The organism is Glycomyces sp. NPDC047010 (genome assembly GCF_040644205.1).
Lineage (GTDB): Bacteria > Actinomycetota > Actinomycetes > Mycobacteriales > Micromonosporaceae > Glycomyces.
On the sequence record NZ_JBEYVY010000004.1, the window covers coordinates 181,869 to 202,111 of the forward strand.

The 20,243-nt window shown below is 71.4% G+C and carries 13 protein-coding genes; 7 read left to right on the plus strand and 6 right to left on the minus strand.

Annotated elements, in window-relative coordinates:
* Nucleotides 1–7 precede the first annotated feature (7 nt).
* Together AB0A65_RS09955 and AB0A65_RS09960 are read left to right on the plus strand one after the other, a co-directional pair.
* Nucleotides 8–811 (plus strand): TetR family transcriptional regulator, encoded by an 804-nt coding sequence (locus AB0A65_RS09955; RefSeq protein ID WP_359949221.1) that lies wholly within the window; start codon nt 8–10, stop codon nt 809–811.
* Between the two features lie 64 nt (nt 812–875).
* Nucleotides 876–1,496, plus strand: a complete 621-nt coding sequence (locus AB0A65_RS09960; RefSeq protein WP_359949224.1) for a VOC family protein — start codon at nt 876–878, stop codon at nt 1,494–1,496.
* Nucleotides 1,497–1,559: 63 nt separating this feature from the next.
* Here AB0A65_RS09960 and AB0A65_RS09965 read toward each other — a convergent pair whose 3' ends face one another.
* The 3 genes from AB0A65_RS09965 to AB0A65_RS09975 all read right to left on the minus strand — a co-directional run bounded on the left by AB0A65_RS09965 (nt 1,560) and on the right by AB0A65_RS09975 (nt 4,157).
* A complete protein-coding gene (locus tag AB0A65_RS09965; protein ID WP_359949227.1) occupies nt 1,560–2,543 on the minus strand; it encodes an intradiol ring-cleavage dioxygenase in 984 nt (327 codons plus the stop codon).
* Nucleotides 2,544–2,647: 104 nt separating this feature from the next.
* Nucleotides 2,648–3,463 carry a class I SAM-dependent methyltransferase gene (locus AB0A65_RS09970; protein WP_359949230.1) on the minus strand — a complete coding sequence of 272 codons (816 nt, stop codon included), beginning with the start codon at nt 3,461–3,463 and terminating at the stop codon, nt 2,648–2,650.
* Between the two features lie 40 nt (nt 3,464–3,503).
* Entirely contained in the window at nt 3,504–4,157 is a 654-nt protein-coding gene (locus tag AB0A65_RS09975) for a GNAT family N-acetyltransferase (protein ID WP_359949233.1), read from the minus strand.
* A gap of 143 nt (nt 4,158–4,300) precedes the next feature.
* On the opposite strand from AB0A65_RS09975, the gene AB0A65_RS09980 reads away from it, so the two are divergent.
* On the plus strand, nt 4,301–4,873 hold the full coding sequence (locus AB0A65_RS09980) for a DNA-3-methyladenine glycosylase I (protein WP_359949236.1): 573 nt from the start codon (nt 4,301–4,303) through the stop codon (nt 4,871–4,873).
* A 27-nt stretch (nt 4,874–4,900) separates the two neighbouring features.
* Here AB0A65_RS09980 and AB0A65_RS09985 read toward each other — a convergent pair whose 3' ends face one another.
* The 3 genes from AB0A65_RS09985 to AB0A65_RS09995 all read right to left on the minus strand — a co-directional run bounded on the left by AB0A65_RS09985 (nt 4,901) and on the right by AB0A65_RS09995 (nt 10,479).
* Nucleotides 4,901–8,167, minus strand: a complete 3,267-nt coding sequence (locus AB0A65_RS09985) for a phosphodiester glycosidase family protein (protein ID WP_359949239.1) — start codon at nt 8,165–8,167, stop codon at nt 4,901–4,903.
* Between the two features lie 118 nt (nt 8,168–8,285).
* Nucleotides 8,286–9,407, minus strand: a complete 1,122-nt coding sequence (locus tag AB0A65_RS09990) for a low temperature requirement protein A (protein ID WP_359949242.1) — start codon at nt 9,405–9,407, stop codon at nt 8,286–8,288.
* A gap of 43 nt (nt 9,408–9,450) precedes the next feature.
* Nucleotides 9,451–10,479, minus strand: coding sequence for a LacI family DNA-binding transcriptional regulator (locus tag AB0A65_RS09995; RefSeq protein WP_359949245.1), 1,029 nt, complete (start codon nt 10,477–10,479; stop codon nt 9,451–9,453).
* 243 nt (nt 10,480–10,722) lie between these two features.
* On the opposite strand from AB0A65_RS09995, the gene AB0A65_RS10000 reads away from it, so the two are divergent.
* From AB0A65_RS10000 to AB0A65_RS10015, 4 genes are read left to right on the plus strand one after another with little or no spacing between them, the layout of a single operon-like run.
* Nucleotides 10,723–14,799 carry an Ig-like domain-containing protein gene (locus AB0A65_RS10000; protein ID WP_359949248.1) on the plus strand — a complete coding sequence of 1,359 codons (4,077 nt, stop codon included), beginning with the start codon at nt 10,723–10,725 and terminating at the stop codon, nt 14,797–14,799.
* A 28-nt stretch (nt 14,800–14,827) separates the two neighbouring features.
* Nucleotides 14,828–16,288: a family 43 glycosylhydrolase gene (locus tag AB0A65_RS10005; protein WP_359949251.1), complete on the plus strand. Its 1,461-nt coding sequence runs from the start codon at nt 14,828–14,830 to the stop codon at nt 16,286–16,288.
* Complete coding sequence (locus AB0A65_RS10010) at nt 16,288–18,963, plus strand: beta-L-arabinofuranosidase domain-containing protein (RefSeq protein ID WP_359949253.1); 2,676 nt, start codon at nt 16,288–16,290, stop codon at nt 18,961–18,963. Before AB0A65_RS10005 ends, AB0A65_RS10010 begins: the two co-directional genes overlap by 1 nt.
* Entirely contained in the window at nt 18,960–20,243 is a 1,284-nt protein-coding gene (locus AB0A65_RS10015; RefSeq protein ID WP_359949256.1) for a sugar ABC transporter substrate-binding protein, read from the plus strand. The genes AB0A65_RS10010 and AB0A65_RS10015 overlap by 4 nt, the downstream gene beginning before the upstream one ends.

Consider the following 20,243-nt stretch of genomic DNA (forward strand, 5'->3'; position numbering starts at 1 on the left):
TTGCGGGATGGAACGACACCGAGGGCTGCGCGAGCGCAAGAAGAACGCCACGTGGGGCCTGCTGAAGGCCACCGCCCTCCAGATGTTCCTGGAGCGCGGCTACGAGAACGTGTCCGTCGCCGAGATCGCCGCCGCCGCGGAGGTCTCGAAGGCCACGGTGTTCAACTACTTCCCGACCAAGGAAGACCTCGTCATCGGCGGGATGCGCCACCACATCGAGGACGCCGCCCGCGTCGTGCGCGAGCGCCCCCGCGGCACCACCCCGCACGCGGTCCTGCGCGACCGCTTCATCGAGCTCCTGGAGCACCGCGCCCCCCAGACCGGTCTGAGCGACAAGCCGCTGTTCCTCCAGGTGCAGCAGCTCATCCAGGCCACCCCCACGCTCATGGTCAGCGCCATGGACTACCGCCGCCGTTCGGGTGCGCTGCTCGCCGAGGTGCTCATGGACGAGGGCAACCCCAAGCTCATCTCGCGCCTGGTCTCCTCGCAGCTCCTGCACACCCAGCACATCCTCGTCGAGGCGAACGTCCACCTCATCCTGGAAGGGCGCCCGATCTACGAGGTGTCCGCGATGGCCGTCTCGGCCGCGCACCACGCGTTCGGGCTGCTGGAGAACGGCATCGGGGACGTCATGCGCCGCGACACCGAGCCGCCCGCGCCCGACCCGGCGTTCACGCCCGAAGGGTGCCGCGTCGGCTACGACCCGGGCCAAGGGGAGGCTGAACGGGTGCTCGAACAGGCCGCCGAGCGCGTCCTCGCCGAAGCGGGCGACGAGGTCCTCGAAGCCCTCGTGGACCCCCGCCGCACCTGACCGGGCCGGTGCGGTTTCAGGACGGCGGTTACGGCTGTGGCGCTTCGTGACTAGACTCCGGCCCATGTCCTCACTCGACCACCTCGTCCTCGCCACGCCCGACCTCGCCGCCACCGTGAACGAGGTCGCCCGCCTGACCGGGACGCGACCCGTCCCCGGCGGCGTCCACCAGGGCCTGGGCACCAGGAACTTCCTGCTCGGCGTCGGCGATGGGGCCTACCTGGAGATCGTCGGCCCCGACCCCGAGCAGCCCGCGCCCGACCGGTGGCGGCCCTTCGGCATCGACACCCTCACCGAGGCCCGCCTCGTGACCTGGGCCGTGCGCACCGAGGACGTCGACGGTGCGGTCGCCGCCTCCCGCGAGGCCGGGTACGACCCGGGCGAGCCGTGGGAGATGACCCGCAAGACCCCCGACGGCGCCACCCTCTCGTGGCGCCTCACCCTCGACAAGGAGGGCCGCCACCGCGGCCCCGTCCCGTTCCTCATCGACTGGGGGAGCACCCCGCACCCCGCCGAGGGGCTGCCCGTCGTGCCGCTCGTGAGCATCGAGGCCGTCCACCCGCACCCCGAGCGCGTCGAGCCGCACATCGAGGCCGTCGGCGCGAAGCTCCCCATGAAGGCCGCCAACCGCGGCGCGCTCGCCGCGACGCTCTTCGGCGAGTCCGGGCTCGTCGTCCTCATCTGAGACGCGGCCGCAGATGCAGCGAGGCCCGCGACCGGATTCCGGTCGCGGGCCTTTCCCCTGCTCCTAGCTGCCGCTGGTGGTCTCTTCGCTTCCCGGCGGGGTCCCGCCGGGGCCGCCCTCGCCGCCGCCGTCGGGGGCGCCTTCACCGCCGCCGCCGGACGGGGCGGCGCCGCCGCCGCCCGCGTTGGTGGAGGTGTCGACGCCGACCGGGAGCGTCACGGTGTACCCGCCGGAGACGTCCCCGCTCACGGCGGCGAGCTGCGAGGCGCCGCCGTCGTCGCTGAAGACGTTGTCGGAGTCGAGGGAGACCTGCGCGAGGTTCGTGATCGACTGCTCGTAGCCCTCCTCGTCGTACACGGTCTCGCACACGTCCTGCGGGAGCGCCACCTGCGAGGTCGCGATCGCGTTGGTGTTGTCGGTGATCGAGTCGACGTCCGGGTAGACCTCGAAGTGGATGTGCGGCCACCGGCCCGAGTAGCAGGCCGGGAAGATGCTCGTGAACGTCACGACCCCGTCCGCGTCGGCGACCTGCACGCCGCGCAGGTAGTTCTCGTCCTCCAGGCCCTCGCTGTACATCGAGTACTCGCCGGCGCGGTCGCAGTGCCAGACGTACACGGCCACGCCCTCGAAGCGGGCGTTGTCGTTCGCCATGTCGTAGATGGTCAGTTCGAGGGTCATCGGGACGCCCTCGGCGGTGGCGGAGCCGGTGCCGAAGCTGGAGCGGATGTCGCTGCGGACCACGCCGCTCTCCTCCAGGACGTCGGCGCCGTTCGACCCGTCGCCCGGGTACGGCCCGGCGGTCTCCTCGGGGATCTCCGTCAGGTCCGAGACGTCCGTGGAGGCGCTCGTGTCCGTGCCCGTCGCATCGGCGGAGTTGGTGCAGGCCGCGAGCCCCACCGCGGCCGCCGCGCCGCCCGCGAACAGCACGCCGCGCCGGCTCAGGAGCGTCCCGATGTCGAATTGGAGGCCCTGGTCGACCAGTTCCTCCTCCGGCTTCGCGTACGGGCGGCCCTCGTAGCTCGGCGTCTTCTGCTGCTTCGTCTTCACGGCATTCCTCCTTGGCGGTTCGTCCTCAACATTCTTAAGGGACGAACCCGGCATCCACTGGAGGAAAGGTCAGAGCAATATCGGAATCTAGCGCGCGACAGCCGTCACACCCGGGACGCCTTGAGCGAGTACATCAGCGGCGTGCGCGGCGCCCCCTCCGGCCACCGGTAGCGGCCTTCCCGCTGCTCAACGGGGCCGAGGTGCTGGAACAGGGTCCAGTCGAACTCGTGGAGGAACTCGATCCGCAGGCCGTTGCGGGCGAGCGCCGAGACGACCTCGCTCACCGGGTGTGTCCACTGGAAGTTGAGATTGCTCTGAGTTTCGGCGTCGCCGTCGGTGTAGGTGCCCGGCTCGTCGAAGACCATCGGCTCGCCGTGCAGGTAGCTGCGCTCGATGCGCGTCCCGGTGTCCCAGTCGAGCACGTCGACCAGGGGGTGGAACTCGGCGAGGTACAGGAACCCGCCGGGCGCGACGAGGGACGCGGCGACGTCGGCCCAGCGTTCGGCGTCCGGGAGCCAGCAGAGGGCGCCGAGCCCGGTGTAGACGACGTCGAAGGTCCGCTCGCCGAGGGCCTCTTTCGCGTCGTAGACGTCGGCGGCGACGAACGAGGCCCGGTTGGCGAGCCCCAGTTCCGCGGCGAGGCCGCGCGCGACGGCGACGGCGGGTTCGGAGAAGTCGAGGCCCACGACCTCGGCGGCGCCGCGCCGCGCCCACGAGAGGGTGTCCTGCCCCATGTGGCACTGGAGGTGGACGAGGCGCTTGCCGGTGACGTCGCCGACCTCCTCGGCCTCGAACGCGTTGACGTCGCCGCCTCCGGCGCGGAACCCGTCCTGGTCGTAGAAGCGGCTGGCGGCGTGGATGGGGACGCGTTCGTCCCACATGGCCCGGTTGGCGTCGCGCCAGGCGGAGTCGGTGGTCATGCGGCCACTCTCGCAGCGGACCGCATGACCGGCAAGTGGTTTAGGCGGTTTTGGAGCGGGCGCCGGGGAAGTCGGAGACGAACGTCCAGCCGAGGTGCTCGTAGAGGGCGCGTCCTTCGTCGGAGGCGACGAGGAGCCCGTACCGCATGCCGAGGGCGTGGGCGTTGAGCGTCAGGGCCCGCATGAGGGTCGAACCGAGGCCGCGGCGCTGGTGGTTGTCGGCGGTGACGACCTTGTCGAACACGCCGAAGTCGCCGTCGCGGCCGAGGCGCGCGGAGGCGGCGTGGTCGCCGTTGGTGTGGAACGCGCGGGCGACGGTGAGCGGGCCCTCGGTCTCGACGATGAGCCGGTATCCGGCGGGGACGGTGTACGGGTCGGGCCTGAACACGACGGTCATGAGGTGGCCGCCCTGGTCCATGGTCCAGGTCGCGGGGATGGCGGAGCGCAGGAGCGCGTCGGGTCCGGCGATCATGAGCTGGTTGCCGGGGGTGTCGAGGGCGGCGGCGGTCGCGGCGAGGAATTCGGGCGTGTAGGTGTGGTAGACCTTGCGGACCTCGGTGCTGGGCGGGCCGACGGCGACTTCGTAGCCGCCGTCGATCGGCTCGGGCTGGGCGGTGGTGCGCGAGTGGGCGCGGCCGCGGCCCCAGGCCATGACGAGGTCGGGGATCGGGTGGCCGGTGGGCGAGGCGTCCATGGGTGCTCCTTCGTAGGGGACGTGGGGACTCTATTGCAAGTATCTTGCAACAAGCCACCGACATCCCGGTCCCCGGGACGTGTCGGACCCGGCGCGTAGGCTCGCGACCGGTTCAGGAGGGCCGGTCCAGGAGGGGGAGTCGAGTGAGTGATGCGGTGACGTCGGCGGACGGGCTGGCGCGGTGCCCGTGGGGCGCCGAGCCGGACATCTACCGGGCCTACCACGACGAGGAGTGGGGACGCCCGGTCCGCGGCGACGACGCGCTGTTCGAGCGGGTCAGCCTGGAGGCGTTCCAGTCGGGCCTGTCGTGGCTGGTGATCCTGCGCAAGCGCGAGGCGTTCCGGAAGGCGTTCGCGGGCTTCAGGATCGCGAAGGTCGCGAAGTTCACTGACGAGGACGCCGAGCGGCTGCTGGGCGACGCGGGGATCGTGCGCAACCGCTTGAAGATCGCGGCGACCATCGCGAACGCGAAGGCCGCCGCCCGGATGGACGGCGGCCTCAGCGACCTGGTGTGGTCCTTCGCGCCGGAGCGGCGCGAGCGCCCGAAGACCCTCGCGGACGTCCCGGCGGTCACGCCGGAGTCGAAGGCGCTGTCGAAGGCGTTGAAGAAGCAGGGCTTCGGTTTCGTGGGGCCCACGACCGCGTACGCGATGATGCAGGCCGTGGGGATGGTGGACGACCACCTGGCCGACTGCCACGTCCCCGAGCGGCAGTGAAGGGGGCCGCCGCGGCGGCCCCCTTTGCTAGCGAACGGTGACGGTGTCGGTCGCGGCGACGCCGTTGACGGTGGCCGTCAGCTCGACGGTGCCGCGGCGCCACGCGGTGAGCTCGCGCGTCTCGGGGTCGAACCAGGCGGCGTAGCGCAGCCACGCGAGCGGGCCCGGACGGTCGCCGATGTAGACGTTCGACCCGGTCCATTCGACGCCCATCGGGTAGACCACCGGCATCGTCGTGCTCCCTTGGGCCAGTTCGGCCGCCACGGTGACCGTGCGGCCGGGCGCGAGGTCGTCGGCGGCCACGGTGAGCGCGTCGACCTGCGGGCGGACGAGGGCGCTGAGCCAGTCGCCGCGGCCGGAGTCCTCGACGCCGAACTGGGTCCAGCCGACGAAGCCGCCGTCCTCGGGCGTCGTGGACGGCGCCTTCCCGGAGTTGCCGTTCACCCAGTAGTTCACGCCGTCCACACGGGACGCGTCGAAGTACCCGGCGTGCGCGCCGATGTAGGCCGCGTCCTTGCCGCTGTCGGCCTCGAACCCGGTGAGCCACTCCTCGACCACCTCGGCTTCGAGCCGGTCGCCGAGCTGCGAGGCCGCCTGCGGGCTCTTGTCGTTCGTGGGCACGTGCGCCACGACCGCCACGGAGTCCACGTCGGGGTCCTCGGCCGCCTCATCGAGCGCGTTGCGCAGCATGAGGACCTGGTCCCAGCCGCCCTTGCCGATCGTCAGGCCGGACGTGTCGAGCGTGATGAAGCGCGTGCCGCCGCGGTCGAAGGTCTGGTACGCGGGCCCGAAGACCGCCGACCAGTCGGCGACGCTGCACCCCATGGCCTCGTGGTTGCCCGGCACGTACACCCAGTCGAGCTCGTCGCCGAGCTCTTCGTCCAGGACCCGTTCGGCGAGCGCGAGGTCGTCCGGTTCGCACTCGTCCACCAAGTCGCCGTTGACGATCACGAACTCCGCGTCCGACGCCTTGATCTCCTGGAGGGTCCGCCGCGCGGAGGCGACGATCGCGCTGTCGGGGTTCTCGGCGGTGAACTGCGCGTCGGACATGACCGCGAACGTCCAGTCGGCCCCGTCGAGGTCGCTCGCGACCATCGTGTCGGCGCGCGGCTCGGCGGCGGGGATCTCCACGTCGGGCGCGGTGTACGCGGTGAGCCCGGAGATGGTCACCTCGCCGTGGTAGGTCACGGACGGGCGGGTCTCGGCGACGTAGAAGCGGTACACCGACACCGGGTAGTTCGTGCCCTGCGGGACGTCGAACTCGACCCAGTTCCAGCCGGGCTCGGTGAGGTAGTCGCCGCGCAGGACCACGTCGGTCCCGTTGGCGTCCTTGAGCTGCAGGGACGGCCACTCGCCGAGGCCCTCGGCCTCGATCCACATGCCGAACCGCTGCGGCTGCCCGTCCACGGGGATGAGCGCCGGGGGCCGCGCGTAGGCGGCGCGGGTCGCGGTCGACTGCGTGAAGTCGTAGGTGAGGGTGAGCCCGGCGTCGCCGTCGTGGCCCTCGCCGGGCGCCATCGAGCCGGTGGCGCGGGCGGTGGAGAAGATCCACTGGGCGCCGTCGCTGAAGTCCGTGACGGCCTGCTCGTCGAGCCCGATGGTGATCGCGAGCGCGGTGGTCTTCCCGGCCACGGTGACCTCCACGGTGCCGGAGCCGCTGTCGGCCTTGGCGGCGACGGTGTAGCCGCCGAGCCCGTCCGGTTCGATCGCGAACAGGTCGCCGTCGTAGGACAGGTCCACGTCGGCGGGGTCGATGGGGGCGGTGAACCCGTCCGCGTCGGTGCCGATGACCTGGAACCCGGTGGTCGCGGCGGCGTCGGGGAGGGCGAGGAGCCGCTGCGAGGGCGCGATCGTGTCGAGCGCGCCGAGCACGGTCAGTCCGGTGGAACCGGTGGCCCGGCCGTCCCTGGCGGTGACGACGGCGTCGCCGGAGCGGTTGCGGGCGTGGAAGACCGCGTCGTCGTCGACCCAGCCGAGGCGGGACGGGTCGGTCTTCCAGCGCGGGTCGGCGTCGGCGGGCCCGTACGCGTCGTCGTAGGCGGCCACGGAGAGGGGCCGGGTGAGGCCGGGGAAGACCCGGTCGTAGTCGGCGCCTTCGATTGCGCCGGGGTTGAACGGGGCCTGCGGTTCGACCGCGAACCCGTCCGCGTCGCCGTCGCCGTCCGGGACGGTGAACGCGAGGGCGTTGCCCACGGAGCGCTCGGTGCCGTCGGAGGGGCTGTTGACGGTGACGAGGTCCTCGGTGCCGGGCGCGCGGGCGATGAGCGTGGAGGAGCCGCCGCCGTCGAGGTTGAGGGCGCTGTAGGCGCCCATGGCGAGCAGTTCCTCGGCGGTCTCGCGGAGGGTGTACCCGCCGCTGGCGGCCTGGCGTCCGTCCACAGTGAGGACGTAGAGCTGGGTGCCGTCCTCGGAGACGCCGACCGCGGTGCGCGGGTGGCGGGCCTGGTCGGTCTGGTTCACCGGCTGCCCGTCGGCGATGAGGAGCTGGTTGCCCGCGACGGCGGTCTGCGGGAGGTCCCCTTCGGTCACGGCGGCGTACTCGATCGCGACGGCGTCCCCGATCTGGAGTGCGGCGAGCGCGGTCGCCCCGGCTTCGCGGCCCACGAGGGTCAGCGCGCCGTCGGCGATGGGCCCGGCCTGCGGGTCGTCGGTGACGGCGGTGACGATCCCGTCGACCACGGTCGCCTCGACCACGTCCATGGCGCCGTCGGCGACGCGGACGCGGCTCGCCTCGCCCCAGTGCGCGTCGTACACGCCGACGCCGTTCGCGGGGAGCGCGGTCGTGTTGAGGCCGTGGAGGTCCAGGGTGCCGGAGGGCGTGGTCGCGGTGCCGTCGAAGCCGATGCGCTGCACGGAGGCGGTGCCGTCGGTGTCGAAGGCGATCACGTTGGAGGTGCCGGAGGCGGCGGACTTGACGAGTTCGCCGTCCGCGACGGCCGCGCCCTCGGCGCCGCCGGTGTCGTTGATGTCGAAGAAGTCCGCGTTGAACGCGAGGACCGCGTCCTCGACGCCGCCGAGCTGGTCGCGCACGGGCGCGGAGTCGGCGATGGTGCCGGGGTCGAGGTAGTGGGGGACGGCGCCGCCGGTGAGGTCCACGGTGGCCGCGTCGCCGCGGATCCAGCCCTGGTCCTCCCAGCGGTCGAAGGACGCCAGCTCGATGTCTGGGGCGATGGGGCGGCTCTCGCCGTCGACGGGGACGGCGGTGACCTCCCCGGTCTGGGCGGTGGCCGGCGGTGGGACGAACAGCGCGGCGAGAGCAGCGGCCGCGAGGATCCAGGGAGCGGTGGTGCGCACGGTGGGACCTGGCCTTCGGGGGAGTTCGGGTACAGAGGTCCTCCAGAAGATCCCATGAAAATCCCCTTCATGGGTAGACCAGGGCCCGAAAATTAATGCCAAACTCTGGATGGACCCCTCATGCCCGCGAGGTTGCCGTCCGGCGCAGGAAGTAGAGCGCGAACGCGCCCACCGACGCCGCCAGGACGAGCACGGTGTACACGGCCGCGAACAGGGACCCGAAGGCCGCCAGGGCGATCGGGGCCGCGAGGACGGCGAGGAGCCACCACGCGCGGTTGGCGAGCGCGCACAGGCCGAGGCACACCGCGAGCGCCGAGCACAGGAGCCACCGGTGGAGGTCCGGGAGCGGCGCCGTGGCGTGCTCGGCGGCCGCGCCGAGGCCGAACGCGACGAGCGTCACCGACATGGCGACGACGAGGTGCGCGGGGAGCAGGAACCTGGGCGCGGTCTGGTTCTCCTCGTCGAACCCGTACCGGAAGTTCAGCCACCACAGCCCGATGAGGAGCCCGAACCCGGCCAGCCCGATGCCGACCTGGCTCCGGCCCCACTCGACCTCGCCGATCGCGGTCACCAGCTGGAGCACGGCCTCGCCGAGCACGATCATGATGAACAGGCCCAGCCGCTCGCCCAGGTGCGAGCCCTGCACGTCCGACAGCTCGAAGTCCTGCGCCGGGCGCCTGCTCCGCTCGGCGCGCTCGCGCAGCCGGTCCTGGAACTCCTGCATCCGGTCCTCGTCGTCGCCCACGAGGACGGCCCCGGCGAGCGTCATCGCCACGCCCAGCGCCCACAGCGCGAGCTTCCACCGCGGGTCGTCGACCCAGAACGCGAGGATCCACGGCAGCAGGCCCGCGTTCCGCTGCGCCGCAGACCAGCTCATGACCATCCGCCCCGAGCGCGTGAGCCCCTGCGAGGCGATCCCGGTGGTGTACAGGTACGCGGCGGCGAACACCGCCGAGTGCGCGCCGGTCGCCTCCGGGACGGCCGCGGCCATCGCCGCGAGGCCCACCATGCCCAGCAGCATCGTCCGGGTGCGGGTCCGCTCTGAGGCCACGTTGGCGTACACCGTGAACGAGGTCCAGACCAGCCAGATCGCCGTGTACAGCGTGAAGAACGCCGCCACGTGCAGCCCGCTGGGGTGGACCAGCAGGTGCGTCAACTGGGCGACCGCGGCGACGACGACGAGGTCGAAGAACAGTTCGAGCCAGGTCGCGTGGCGGTCGGAGGTCATCTGTTCGGTCACGACCGGAGAAGATACTCCTGTCGCCCCGCCCGCGCGCCGGAGCCTAGCCCTCGGCCACGGTGGACCCGCGCACGACCACCCGGCACTGCACGGTCCGCACGCCGCGGCCGTGCTCGGCGCCGATCGCCTCGAACAGCGCGCGCGCCGCGCTGCGCCCCAGCTCCTCCAGGTTCATGTCCACACTGGTCAGCTTCGGCCGGGCGCCGGTCGTCATGACCTCCCAGTCGTCGAAGCCCATGACCGCCACGTCCTCCGGGACGCGGCGGCCCCGTTCGCGCAGCGTGTCGAGCACGCCCCGGGCCACCTGGTCCGAGCCGCACAGCACGGCGTCCACATCGGGCTCCCGGTCCAGGAGCATCCCGGCCGCCGCGCGGCCCCAGCCCTCCTCCCAGGACCCGTAGGCGACGTCGCCCACGAGCGACAGCCCGGCCTCCTCGATCGCGGCCAGCGAACCGGTCACGCGGTCGCGCGCCGCCGAGTAGCCGCGGTCGCCCGAGATGTGCGCGATCCTGGTGCGCCCGCAGGCGACCAGGTGCTCCACGGCCATCCGGCCCGCGCCCACGTTGTCGGGCACGATCGACAGGTCCTCGGGGTCCTCCGACGGTGCGTACGCGTACACGACCGGCACGTCCACCGCGGCCGCCAGCGGCGGGCGCGGGTCCGTCGAGGAGCCCACCACGATGAGCCCGTCCACGCGGCGGCTGAGCAGCGCCTGCACGTGGTGGCGCTCGCGGATCGCGTCCCCGCGCGCGTCGCACAGGAACACCGACATCTCGCCCGCGCCGAACGCGTCCTCCGCGCCCATGAGGATCGGGAGGCTGAAGCGCCCCACCAGGTCCGAGGTCAGGAGCCCCACCGTGCCGGTGCGCCCCGCGAGGAGCCCGCGGGCGAGCGAGTTGGGGGAGAAGGCGAGCTGCGCGGCCGCCTCGGCGACGCGCTGGCGGGTGGCGGCGCTGACGTGGTTGCGGCCGTTCAGGGCCTTCGAGGCGGTGGCGACGGAGACGCCCGCCAGCCGGGCGACGTCGGTCAGCGTCGCGGCGCGGGCGCCGCGCGGCGCCGGGGTTCGGGCCACCTCGTCCTCCTTCGGTGCGGAACGGATCGACTGTAGCCGACGGAGGGAAATCCTGCGAACCTGGCTTTCGGTCACAGCGCCGCAGGCCACCGCCCTGGAATTGATTCTCCTCGATCTATGCATTGACACGGCCGGGATGAGACCCCTAACATCGTCTCGACGGCGTTCCGAAAAGGTTTTCGGAGGCTTTCGGTTCCCCGGTCCCCCCACACCCGGCACACCTCAAGCGCACGGAGGCACGCGATGCAGCTACGCCCCCCGTCCACCCTGTTCGCCACCGCAGCGGCCGCCGCCCTCACCGCCGGCCTCCTCGTCGTCGGCGCGTCCCCCGCCGCCGCCCAGCAGACCATCGGCTACCCCGAGTTCACCGGCGGCGACGCCGTCCCCGACGAGCCCGTCCCCTACGACGTCGACGGCATGATGGCCGCGATGTACGAGGAGGAGCTCCAAGGCGGCGACGGCACCGACTTCTGGATGGACCGCCTCCTCGCCCGCGAAGGCGCCGACCCCGCCGGCGACCAGTGGCTCATGACCCGCGGCCGGGCCCTCCTCATGCGCGTCCACGACCCCGACGTCATCGGCTTCGGCGGCCAGTTCGCCTACTACGACCCCACCTACGACCGCGCCTCGAACACCGACGGCTTCACCGTCGACATCGGCGACGGGGACTTCACCGAGGACGTGGCGCAGCGCCGCCAGACCCCCAGCCACTGGACCTCCGTGCACGAGAACGGCACCCTCACCGCCCAGGTCCAGAAGTTCATCACCCAGAACAACACCGCGGTCGCGAACATCACGGTCACCAACGGCGGCAGCGCCACCACCGTCCCCATCAGCGTCGAGTCCGACTTCGCGTGGACCGCCGACGGCGACGAGCTCACCGGCGTCCTCGACGTCCAGAACTCCCGCCTCGAACGCCTCACCACCGTCTTCCCGCGCCTCTCCGGCACCGGCCTCGCCCCCGACGACGGCGCCCTCACCGGCGAACTCGAACTCGCCCAAGGCGAGTCAGCCACCATCAAGGTCCAGCTCGGCATGATCGCCGAGGAGATCCCCGAGTCCGCCACCGAGTACGCCGCCTACCGCGACGCCGCCCCCGCGGACGCCTTCACCGCCCAGGTCCAGACGTACAACGCGTGGTGGGCCGAGAACGTCCCCTACTTCGACGTCCCCGACGAGGCCCACAAGAAGTTCATCTACTACCGCTGGTGGCTGATGCGCTACAACTACCTCGACGCGGACATCCCCGGCAACGACTTCCAGTTCCCCACCTCCATCGAGGGCGTCACCGGGTACAACAACGCCATCGCGCTCACCGTCCCGATGTTCATCGACGACCTCAAGTACCTGCGCGACCCCGCCTACTCATACGGCCCCTGGGTCTCCACCGGCGAGTCCTCCCAGGGCGGCCGCTTCATGGACAACCCCGGCGACCCCGAGAACTGGTCGAACTCCTACACCCAGTACATCGCCGAAGCCGCCTGGCGCTCCTACCAGGTCCACGGCGGCCCCGTCGACATTGCCGAGAACCTCGCCCGCTACGCCGAAGGCGACGTCAAGGGCCAGCTCGACACCTTCGACTCGAACGGCAACTACCTCATCGAGTACGACTGGGGCGCGATGACCGGCAACGACGCCGACGCCGTCTCCTTCCACTGGAGGGACGGCGACCTCGACCGAGCCGAGTCCGCCTACCAGTACTCCGGCGCCCTCGCCGCCGCCGAAGCCTACGAGCTCGCCGGGAACACCGCCAAGGCCGACGAGATGCGCGCCCTCGCCGAGAACATCAAGAACGCCATCACGGATGTCCTCTGGAACCCCGACACCCAGCTCTTCGAGCACGTCCACGTCGCCTCCGGGGACCACGTGCCCTGGAAGGAGATCAACAACTACTACCCGTTCAGCGTCGGCGCCGTCCCCAACGAGGAGCCCTACACCGACGCCCTCCGCCTCTTCGCCGACCCCGACGAGTACCCCGTCTACCCGTTCTACACCGCCAACCAGGCCGACAAGGAAGAAGCGGCCGAGCAGGGCAACCCCGGCTCCAACAACTTCTCCCAGATCAACTCCACCGTCCAGTTCAGACTCTTCTCCTCGGTGCTGCGCGACTACGACCAGGACGCCATCACCACCGACGACTACAAGAAGCTCCTGTACTGGAACGCCTGGTCCACCTACATCGACGGCGACACCGCCTGGCCCGACTCCAACGAGTTCTGGGCCGACTGGGACCCCGCCAACCAGGAGATCGACTACCGCTCCTGGATCCACCACACCACCCTCGGCTCCAGCATCTGGACCTACGTGGAGGACGTCGCGGGCCTGCGCCCCCGCACCGACGACAAGATCGAGCTGTCCCCGATCGACATCGGCTGGGACCACTTCACCGTCAACGACCTGCGCTGGCGCGACTCCGACCTCACCATCGTGTGGGACGAGCCCGGCGACGGCACCGACCACTACCCCGGCGTCCCCGAGGGCTACTCCGTCTACATCGACGGCACCCGCGCCTTCACCCTCGACAGCCTCGTCCCCGCCGTCTGGGACCCCGACACCGGCCGCGTCCAGCTCGCCGAGGACGGCTGCGTCCTCAAGAGCCGCAAGATGAAGCACCTCTCCGCCCCCGAGGACGTCGAACTCGACGGCCGCGTCGTGGACGTCTTCGCCAAGGCCGGGGCCGACCTCACCTCCGACGCCGAGAACCTCGCAGAGGGCCAGACGGCCACGGCGTCCTACACCGCCGAGGGCACCACCACCGCGGGCGCCGTCGACGGCACCACCATCAACGCGCCCATCTGGTCCAGCGAAGGCTCCGGCAACGACACCGACTGGTACGAAGTGGACCTAGGCGAGTCCCAGGACATCGACGAGCTGCGGCTCTACTTCTACCGCGACAGAACCGCCGGCGGCCTCGCCGAACCCGCCGTCTACCAGGTCCAGTACCACGACGGCACCGACTGGGTGACCATAGAGGACCAGACCAAGACCCCGGCCATCCCGCGCGCCAACTACAACCAGGTCCAGTTCCCCCAGGTCGAGACCGACCGCGTGCGCGTCCTCCTCGACCACCAGGACGGGCACGTCACCGGACTCAAGGAAGTCCAGGTCCTACTGACGGACCACGACGCCGATCCGCCGGAGAACACCGCGCCCTACGCGCTCGCCAGGCAGGACCTCGCGTTCCGCCAGCCGATGCAGGCGCTGCTCACCGGCACGGTCAAAGACGACGGCCTCCCCCTCGACGGGGCGCTCAGCGCCTCGTGGGCGGCCGTTGACGGGCCCGGCGCGGTCGTATTCGAGGACCCGACCGCGTCGAGCACCGTCGCCACCTTCACCGAGCCCGGCACGTACACGCTCGAACTCACCGCCGGGGACGGCGCCGCCGTCTCGACCTCCAGAGTGGACGTCGAAGTCGCGGCCCCCGACGACCGCGTCAACGCCGCCCTCTTCGCCACCCCCACGGCCTCCTACACCTCGCCGTGGGAGAACACCACCGCGATCAACGACGGCATCGACCCGCCCCGCTCCAACGACGGCGCCAACCCCCGCTGGGGCACCTGGCCCGAACAGGGCGAGCAGTGGGTCCAGCTGACCTGGGACGACCCGGTCCGCATCGACGCCTCCGACATGTACTTCTTCGACGACGGCGGCGGCGTCCTCGCCCCCGCCTCCTGGAAGATTCAGTACCTCGACGGCGACGCCTGGACCGATGTGGACGCGACCTACGGGACCGAGACCGACCAGTACAACGAAGTCGCCTTCGACCCCGTGACCACCACCGCCGTCCGCGCGGTCCTCCAGAGCGGCGGCGCCTCCGTCGGCGTCCTCGAATGGAAGGTCTTCGCCGAAGCGCCCGAACAGGTCCGGGCCGTCCACCAGCCCACCACCGTCGGCGTCGTCCCCGACCTCCCCGACACGGTCACCTGCGTCTACGGGGACGGCACCCGCCTCGACCTCCCCGTCGTGTGGGGACCGCTCACCGCCGACGACGTGGACCAGCCCGCCACCGCGGTCCCGGTCTCGGGCCTCGTCACCGGCCTCGCCCTCCCCGCGAGCGCCACCGTCCACGTCAGACTCACCGGCGCCGTGGAGGTCACCGCGCTCGAAACCGAGGAGGTCACCACCCCGGCAGGCCGCCCGCCGCAGTTCCCGTCCACCGTCACGGCCGTCTACAACGACGGCTCGAAGGACAACGTGACCACCGCGGTCACCTGGGACGCGGTCGATCCGGCCGACTACGCCTCGCCGGGCACCTTCACCGTCCAGGGCACCATCGCGGGCACCTCGCTGCGCGCCGAGGCCACCGTCACCGTCGTCTGATCTCCAACCGGCACAAGGAGAGAGCACCATGAACCGCACCGCCCTCAGAAGAACATTCGCAGCCGCGCTCGCCGCGGCCCTGGCCTGGACCTGCCTCCAGTTCGCGAGCCCCGCCCAGGCGCAGGCCGTGAACGTCGCCCGCTCGGCCACCGCCACGGCCTCCTACACCTCCTCGTGGGAGTCCGTCGCGGCGGTCAACGACGGGATCGAGCCCCCCGGCTCGAACGACACCGCCAACCCGCGCTGGGGCACCTGGCCCCAGACCGGGTCCCAATGGGTGCAGCTGACCTGGAGCAGCGCCGTCACCGTGTCCTCTTCGGACCTCTACTTCTTCGACGACTCGTACAACTCCGGCCCCGGCGGCGTGCGCGTCCCGGCGAGCTGGCGCATCGAGTACCTGAACAACGGCGCCTGGACCGCCGTGAGCGGCGCCAGCGCCTACGGCGTCAACGCGAACGCCTACAACCACACCAACTTCAACGCTGTCACCACCACGGCCGTCCGCGCGGTCCTCCAGAGCGGCGCCGCCTCCGTGGGCGTCCTCGAATGGAAGGTCTGGGGCTCCGGCTCTGCCACCCAGGCGGGCAACCCGATCGTCACGAACATCTACACCGCGGACCCGGCGACGCTGGTCGTCGGCAACACCATGTACATCTTCTCGGGCCGCGACGAGGCCGCCGCGGGCCAGCAGTCGTTCGTCATGGACGAGTGGCACGCCTTCTCCTCCACCGCACCGGACAACGACCCGGCGGCGTGGACCGCGCACGGCGCCCGCCTCTCCCTGTCGACGTTCGCGTGGGCCGGGGCGAACGCGTGGGCGTCCGAAGTGGTCAGGGGCCCGGACGGGCGCTACTACTGGTTCGTCTCGGTCGACGGGGCCACGGACAACGGCTGGATGAACATCGGCGTGGCCGTCTCGGACAACCCGCTCGGCCCGTACGTGGATGCGATCGGCGCCCCGCTGATCTCGGACTCGACGCCGAACTCCTCGGCGCTGAACATCGACCCGACCGTGTTCATCGACGATGACGGGCAGATCTACCTCTACTGGGGCTCGTACTGGCAGCCGCGCATGGCGAAGCTGAACCAGAACATGACGTCCCTGGCGAGCGCGGTCACCACCCCGACGGGCCTCACCGAGTTCTGGGAGGCGCCGTGGATGTTCAAGCGCAACGGCGTCTACTACATGGCCTACGCCTCGAACGGCGGCTCGGGCTGCGTCACCAGCTCCGCGTACGCGTGCATCAGGTACGCGACGGCCTCGAACCCGGCCGGGCCGTGGACGCACCGCGGGGTGGTCCTCGGGCAGGTCACGTCGACCACGAACCACCCGGCGATCGAGCAGTTCAACGGCCAGTGGTGGATGGTCTACCACACGGCCGACGCGCCGGGAGGCGGCAACTTCCGCCGCTCGGTGGCGATCGACCCGCTGTACTTCAACGCCGACGGCACGATGCAGCTGGTCGTGCAGACCAGGGGAGGCGCCTGATGCACCTGAACCGCCGCAACGCACTTCGCCTGGGCGCCTTGGCGTCCGTGGCCCCCGTCGGGATCATGCACCAGATCCCGGCGGGGGCCGCCCCCGCAGCGTCCACCGTGGAGCCCTTCGGGCTCGACGCGGTGGCCCTGGGGGACGGGATCTTCGCCGGCAAGCGGGACCGGATGCTCCACTACGCGAGCGGCTACGAGGCCGGGCGCGGGGAACTCGCGGGCCCGGACCGGATGTTGTTCAACTTCCGCGCGAACGCGGGCCTGGCGAATCCCGCGGGCATCCGCCCGCCCGGGAGCTGGGACGACGGCAACGGGTACCTGCGCGGGCACTACTCGGGGCACTTCCTGTCGATGCTCGCGCAGGCGTACGCGGGCACCGGCGACGACCTGTACCGCCGCAAGCTCGACCACCTCGTGGCCGGGCTCGGCGAGTCCCGCGACGCCCTCGCCGCGGCGGCCGCGAAGGCGACCCCGCGGGTGGCGGGCCGCACCGGCACGGCGCTGCGCCTGACAGGTTCGCCGCTGGGCCACGCCGAGCACGTCTCACTCCCCAGTGGACTCATCGACGGCCTCACCGAGCTCACCGTCGCCGTATGGCTCAACCTCGCGGCCGTCGACCGGACCCGCCTGCCGGACCCGAACGCGGACCCGGCGCCGCTGCGCAACGGCGTCAAGGTCTTCGACTTCGGCGCCGACGCGGACCACCACCTGTACCTGACGCTGCGCGCCGACAACGCGAACCCGTTCCCGCGCTTCGCGATCACCACCTCCGGCACGGCGGGGGAGCAGCGCGTCACCGCGACCTCCGCGATCCCGGAGGGGGCGTGGACGCACCTCGCGGTGACCCTCGGCGGCGGCACCGCCACCCTCTACGTCAACGGCACCGCCGCGGCCTCCGGCCCGGTCGCGCTCACGCCCGCGGACCTCGGCGCCACGGCCGCGAACTGGATCGGCCGCGGCCAGTTCCCGCAGGGGAGCGTCCAGTACCTCGGCGCCGACGTGGACGAGTTCCACGTCTTCAGTACCTCGCTGGGAGCAGATGAGGTCGCCGCCCTGGCCGCGGGAGCGGGCCCGGGCGGCGACCTCGCCCTCTACCGGTTCGACGAGGCGCCCGGCGCGGTCTGCGCCGACGCCTCCGGGAGCGGTGCGGACGCGCACGTCCTCGCCCCCACCGACGGCCGCCGCCACCCCGGCTTCCTCGCGGCCTACCCGGAGACGCAGTTCCTGCGCCTGGAGGAGTTCGCCACGTACGGCGGCAACGCCGGGATCTGGGCCCCGTACTACACGACCCACAAGATCCTCGCGGGCCTGCTCGACGCGCACCGCTTGGGCGGCAACGGGGATGCGCTCGACATCGCCACCGGGATCGGCGAGTGGGTCCACTCGCGGCTCTCGGTCCTCGACCGGTCCCGCCTCGACCGGATGTGGTCGATCTACATCGCGGGCGAGTACGGCGGCGTCAACGAGTCCCTCGCGAACCTCGCCGCGCTCCACCCCGACCGCCCCGAGTTCCTCCAGACCGCGAAGTTGTTCGACAACACGGCGCTCCTCGCCGCCACCGTCGCGGGCCAGGACCTCCTGGACGGCAAGCACGCCAACCAGCACATCCCGCAGTTCACCGGCTACCTCCGGATGTACGAGCAGGGCGCGGGGGACGACTACTTCACGGCCGCGAAGCGGTTCTGGGACATGGCGATCCCGCACCGCGCCTACGCCCACGGCGGCACCGGCGTCGGCGAGATCTTCCGCGCCCGCGACGTGATCGCCGGGTCGCTGTGGCAGTACCCGAACGACCCAAACCACGCCGAGACCTGCTGCGTCTACAACCTCATCAAGCTGGCGCGCAACCTGTTCTTCCACACCCGCGACCCGAAGTACATGGAGTACGTCGAGCGGGCCCTGTTCAACCAGATCCTCGCCTCCCGCCGCGACGCCGACTCGGCCACGGACCCGCAGGTCACCTACTTCGTGCCCGTGCGCCCCGGCCAGGCCCGCGGCTACGGCAACACCGGCACCTGCTGCGGCGGCACCGGCATGGAGAACCACACCAAGCACCAGGAGTCCGTCTACTTCGCCGACCGCGACGGCCTGTACGTCAACCTCTACATGCCGTCCACTCTCGACTGGACCGCGCGGCGCACCGAGATCGTGCAGACCACCGACTACCCCTTCGAGGGCGCGAGCCGCATCGAGGTCTCCGGCCGCGGCGGCCGCTTCGACCTGCGCCTCCGCGTCCCCGCCTGGGCCACCGACTTCACCGTCAAGGTGAACGGCCGCCGCCAGTCGATCCGCACCACGCCCGGCACCTACGCCGTCGTCTCCCGCCGCTGGAGGGACGGCGACACCGTCGACATCGCGATGCCCCTGCGCCTCCAAACCGAAGCGGCCCTGGACGACCCCGCGATCCAGTCCGTCTACTGCGGACCCACCGTCCTCGCGATCAAGCACGACCCCGTCGGCACCGACCTCGCCACCGGCCTCATCTCCATCGCCGTCGGCGACGACCTCGAAGCGGCGTTCGAGCCCACCGGCGTCCCCCTCCACTTCACCGCCGACGGCCACACCTTCGCCCCCCTCCACCTGGGCGACCAGGACCCGTACCACCTCTACTGGCGGCGGCACGAGCCGTCCGCCGAAACCCTTCACACCTATTCACCGAGGAGTAGGCAATGAGATTCCCAGCCCGAGTGAAAGGGGCGGCGGCGGTCGCCGCCGCTGCCGCCTTGCTCGCCTCCGCTTGCAGCGGCGGGGGCGGCGGGTCCGACGACGAGGTCGTCCTCGAAGGCGTCGACGACGGCACGACGCTGACGATGTGGACCCGCGCGGCCACCGAGGCCCAGTCGCAGGCCCTCGTGGACGCCTACAACGCGAGCCACGAGAACCAGATCGAGCTCACCGTCATCCCCACCGACGACTACCAGACCCGCGTCGGCACCGCAGCGGGCAACCAGGAGCTGCCCGACCTGTTCGCGCTCGACGTGGTGTTCGCCCCGAACTTCACCACCGCGGGCGCCTACCTGGACATCACCGACCGGATCGACGCGCTCGACTTCGCCGACTCGCTCGCCCCCTCGCACATCGACGTCGGCACCGTGGACGGCGCGAAGTACCTCGTCCCGCACACCCTGGACCTCTCGGTCCTGTTCTGGAACAAGGACCTCTACGAGCAGGCGGGCCTCGACCCCGAGGCGCCCCCGGCCACGCTCGCCGAGTTCGCCGAGCAGGCCCGCGCGGTGGACGCCCTCGGCGGGGACGTCAACGGCACGTTCTTCGGCGGCAACTGCGGCGGCTGCTTCGTCTTCACCTGGTGGCCGAGCATCTGGGCCTCCGGCGCGGAGGTCATGAACGAGGACGGCACCGAGTCCCTCCTGGACTCCGACGAGGCCCGCGAGGTGTACTCGACCTACCGCGGCCTCGTGGAGGACGAGGTCGTGGCCCCCGGCCACAACGAGGAGACCGGCGCGACCTGGGTGTCGTACTTCCCCGAGGGGAACATCGGCGTGATGCCCATGCCCTCCACCATGCTCGGGCAGATGCCCGCGGACATGAACATCGGCGTCGCGCCCATCCCTGGCATCGACGGCGGCGAGTCCACGTTCGTCGGCGGCGACTCCATCGGCATCGCCGCGAACTCCGAGCACCCGAACCAGGCGTGGGACTTCCTGCGCTGGAGCCTCGAAGAGGAGCAGCAGGTCGAGCTGCTCGCCGCGAACGGCGACGTCATGGCCCGCACCGACCTCGCCGACAACGAGTACTACGCAGCGAACCCGAACGCCGTCATCATGAACGACCTCGTGCAGGTCGGCCGCACGCCCTACTCGCTCAACTTCGGGCAGACCTTCAACGACCCGCAGGGCCCCTGGCTCCCGCTGGTCCGCGAGGCGGTCTACGGCGATCCGAACGCCGACCTGAGCGCGTTGAACGACGACGTCACGGCCTCCCTCGCGAGCTAG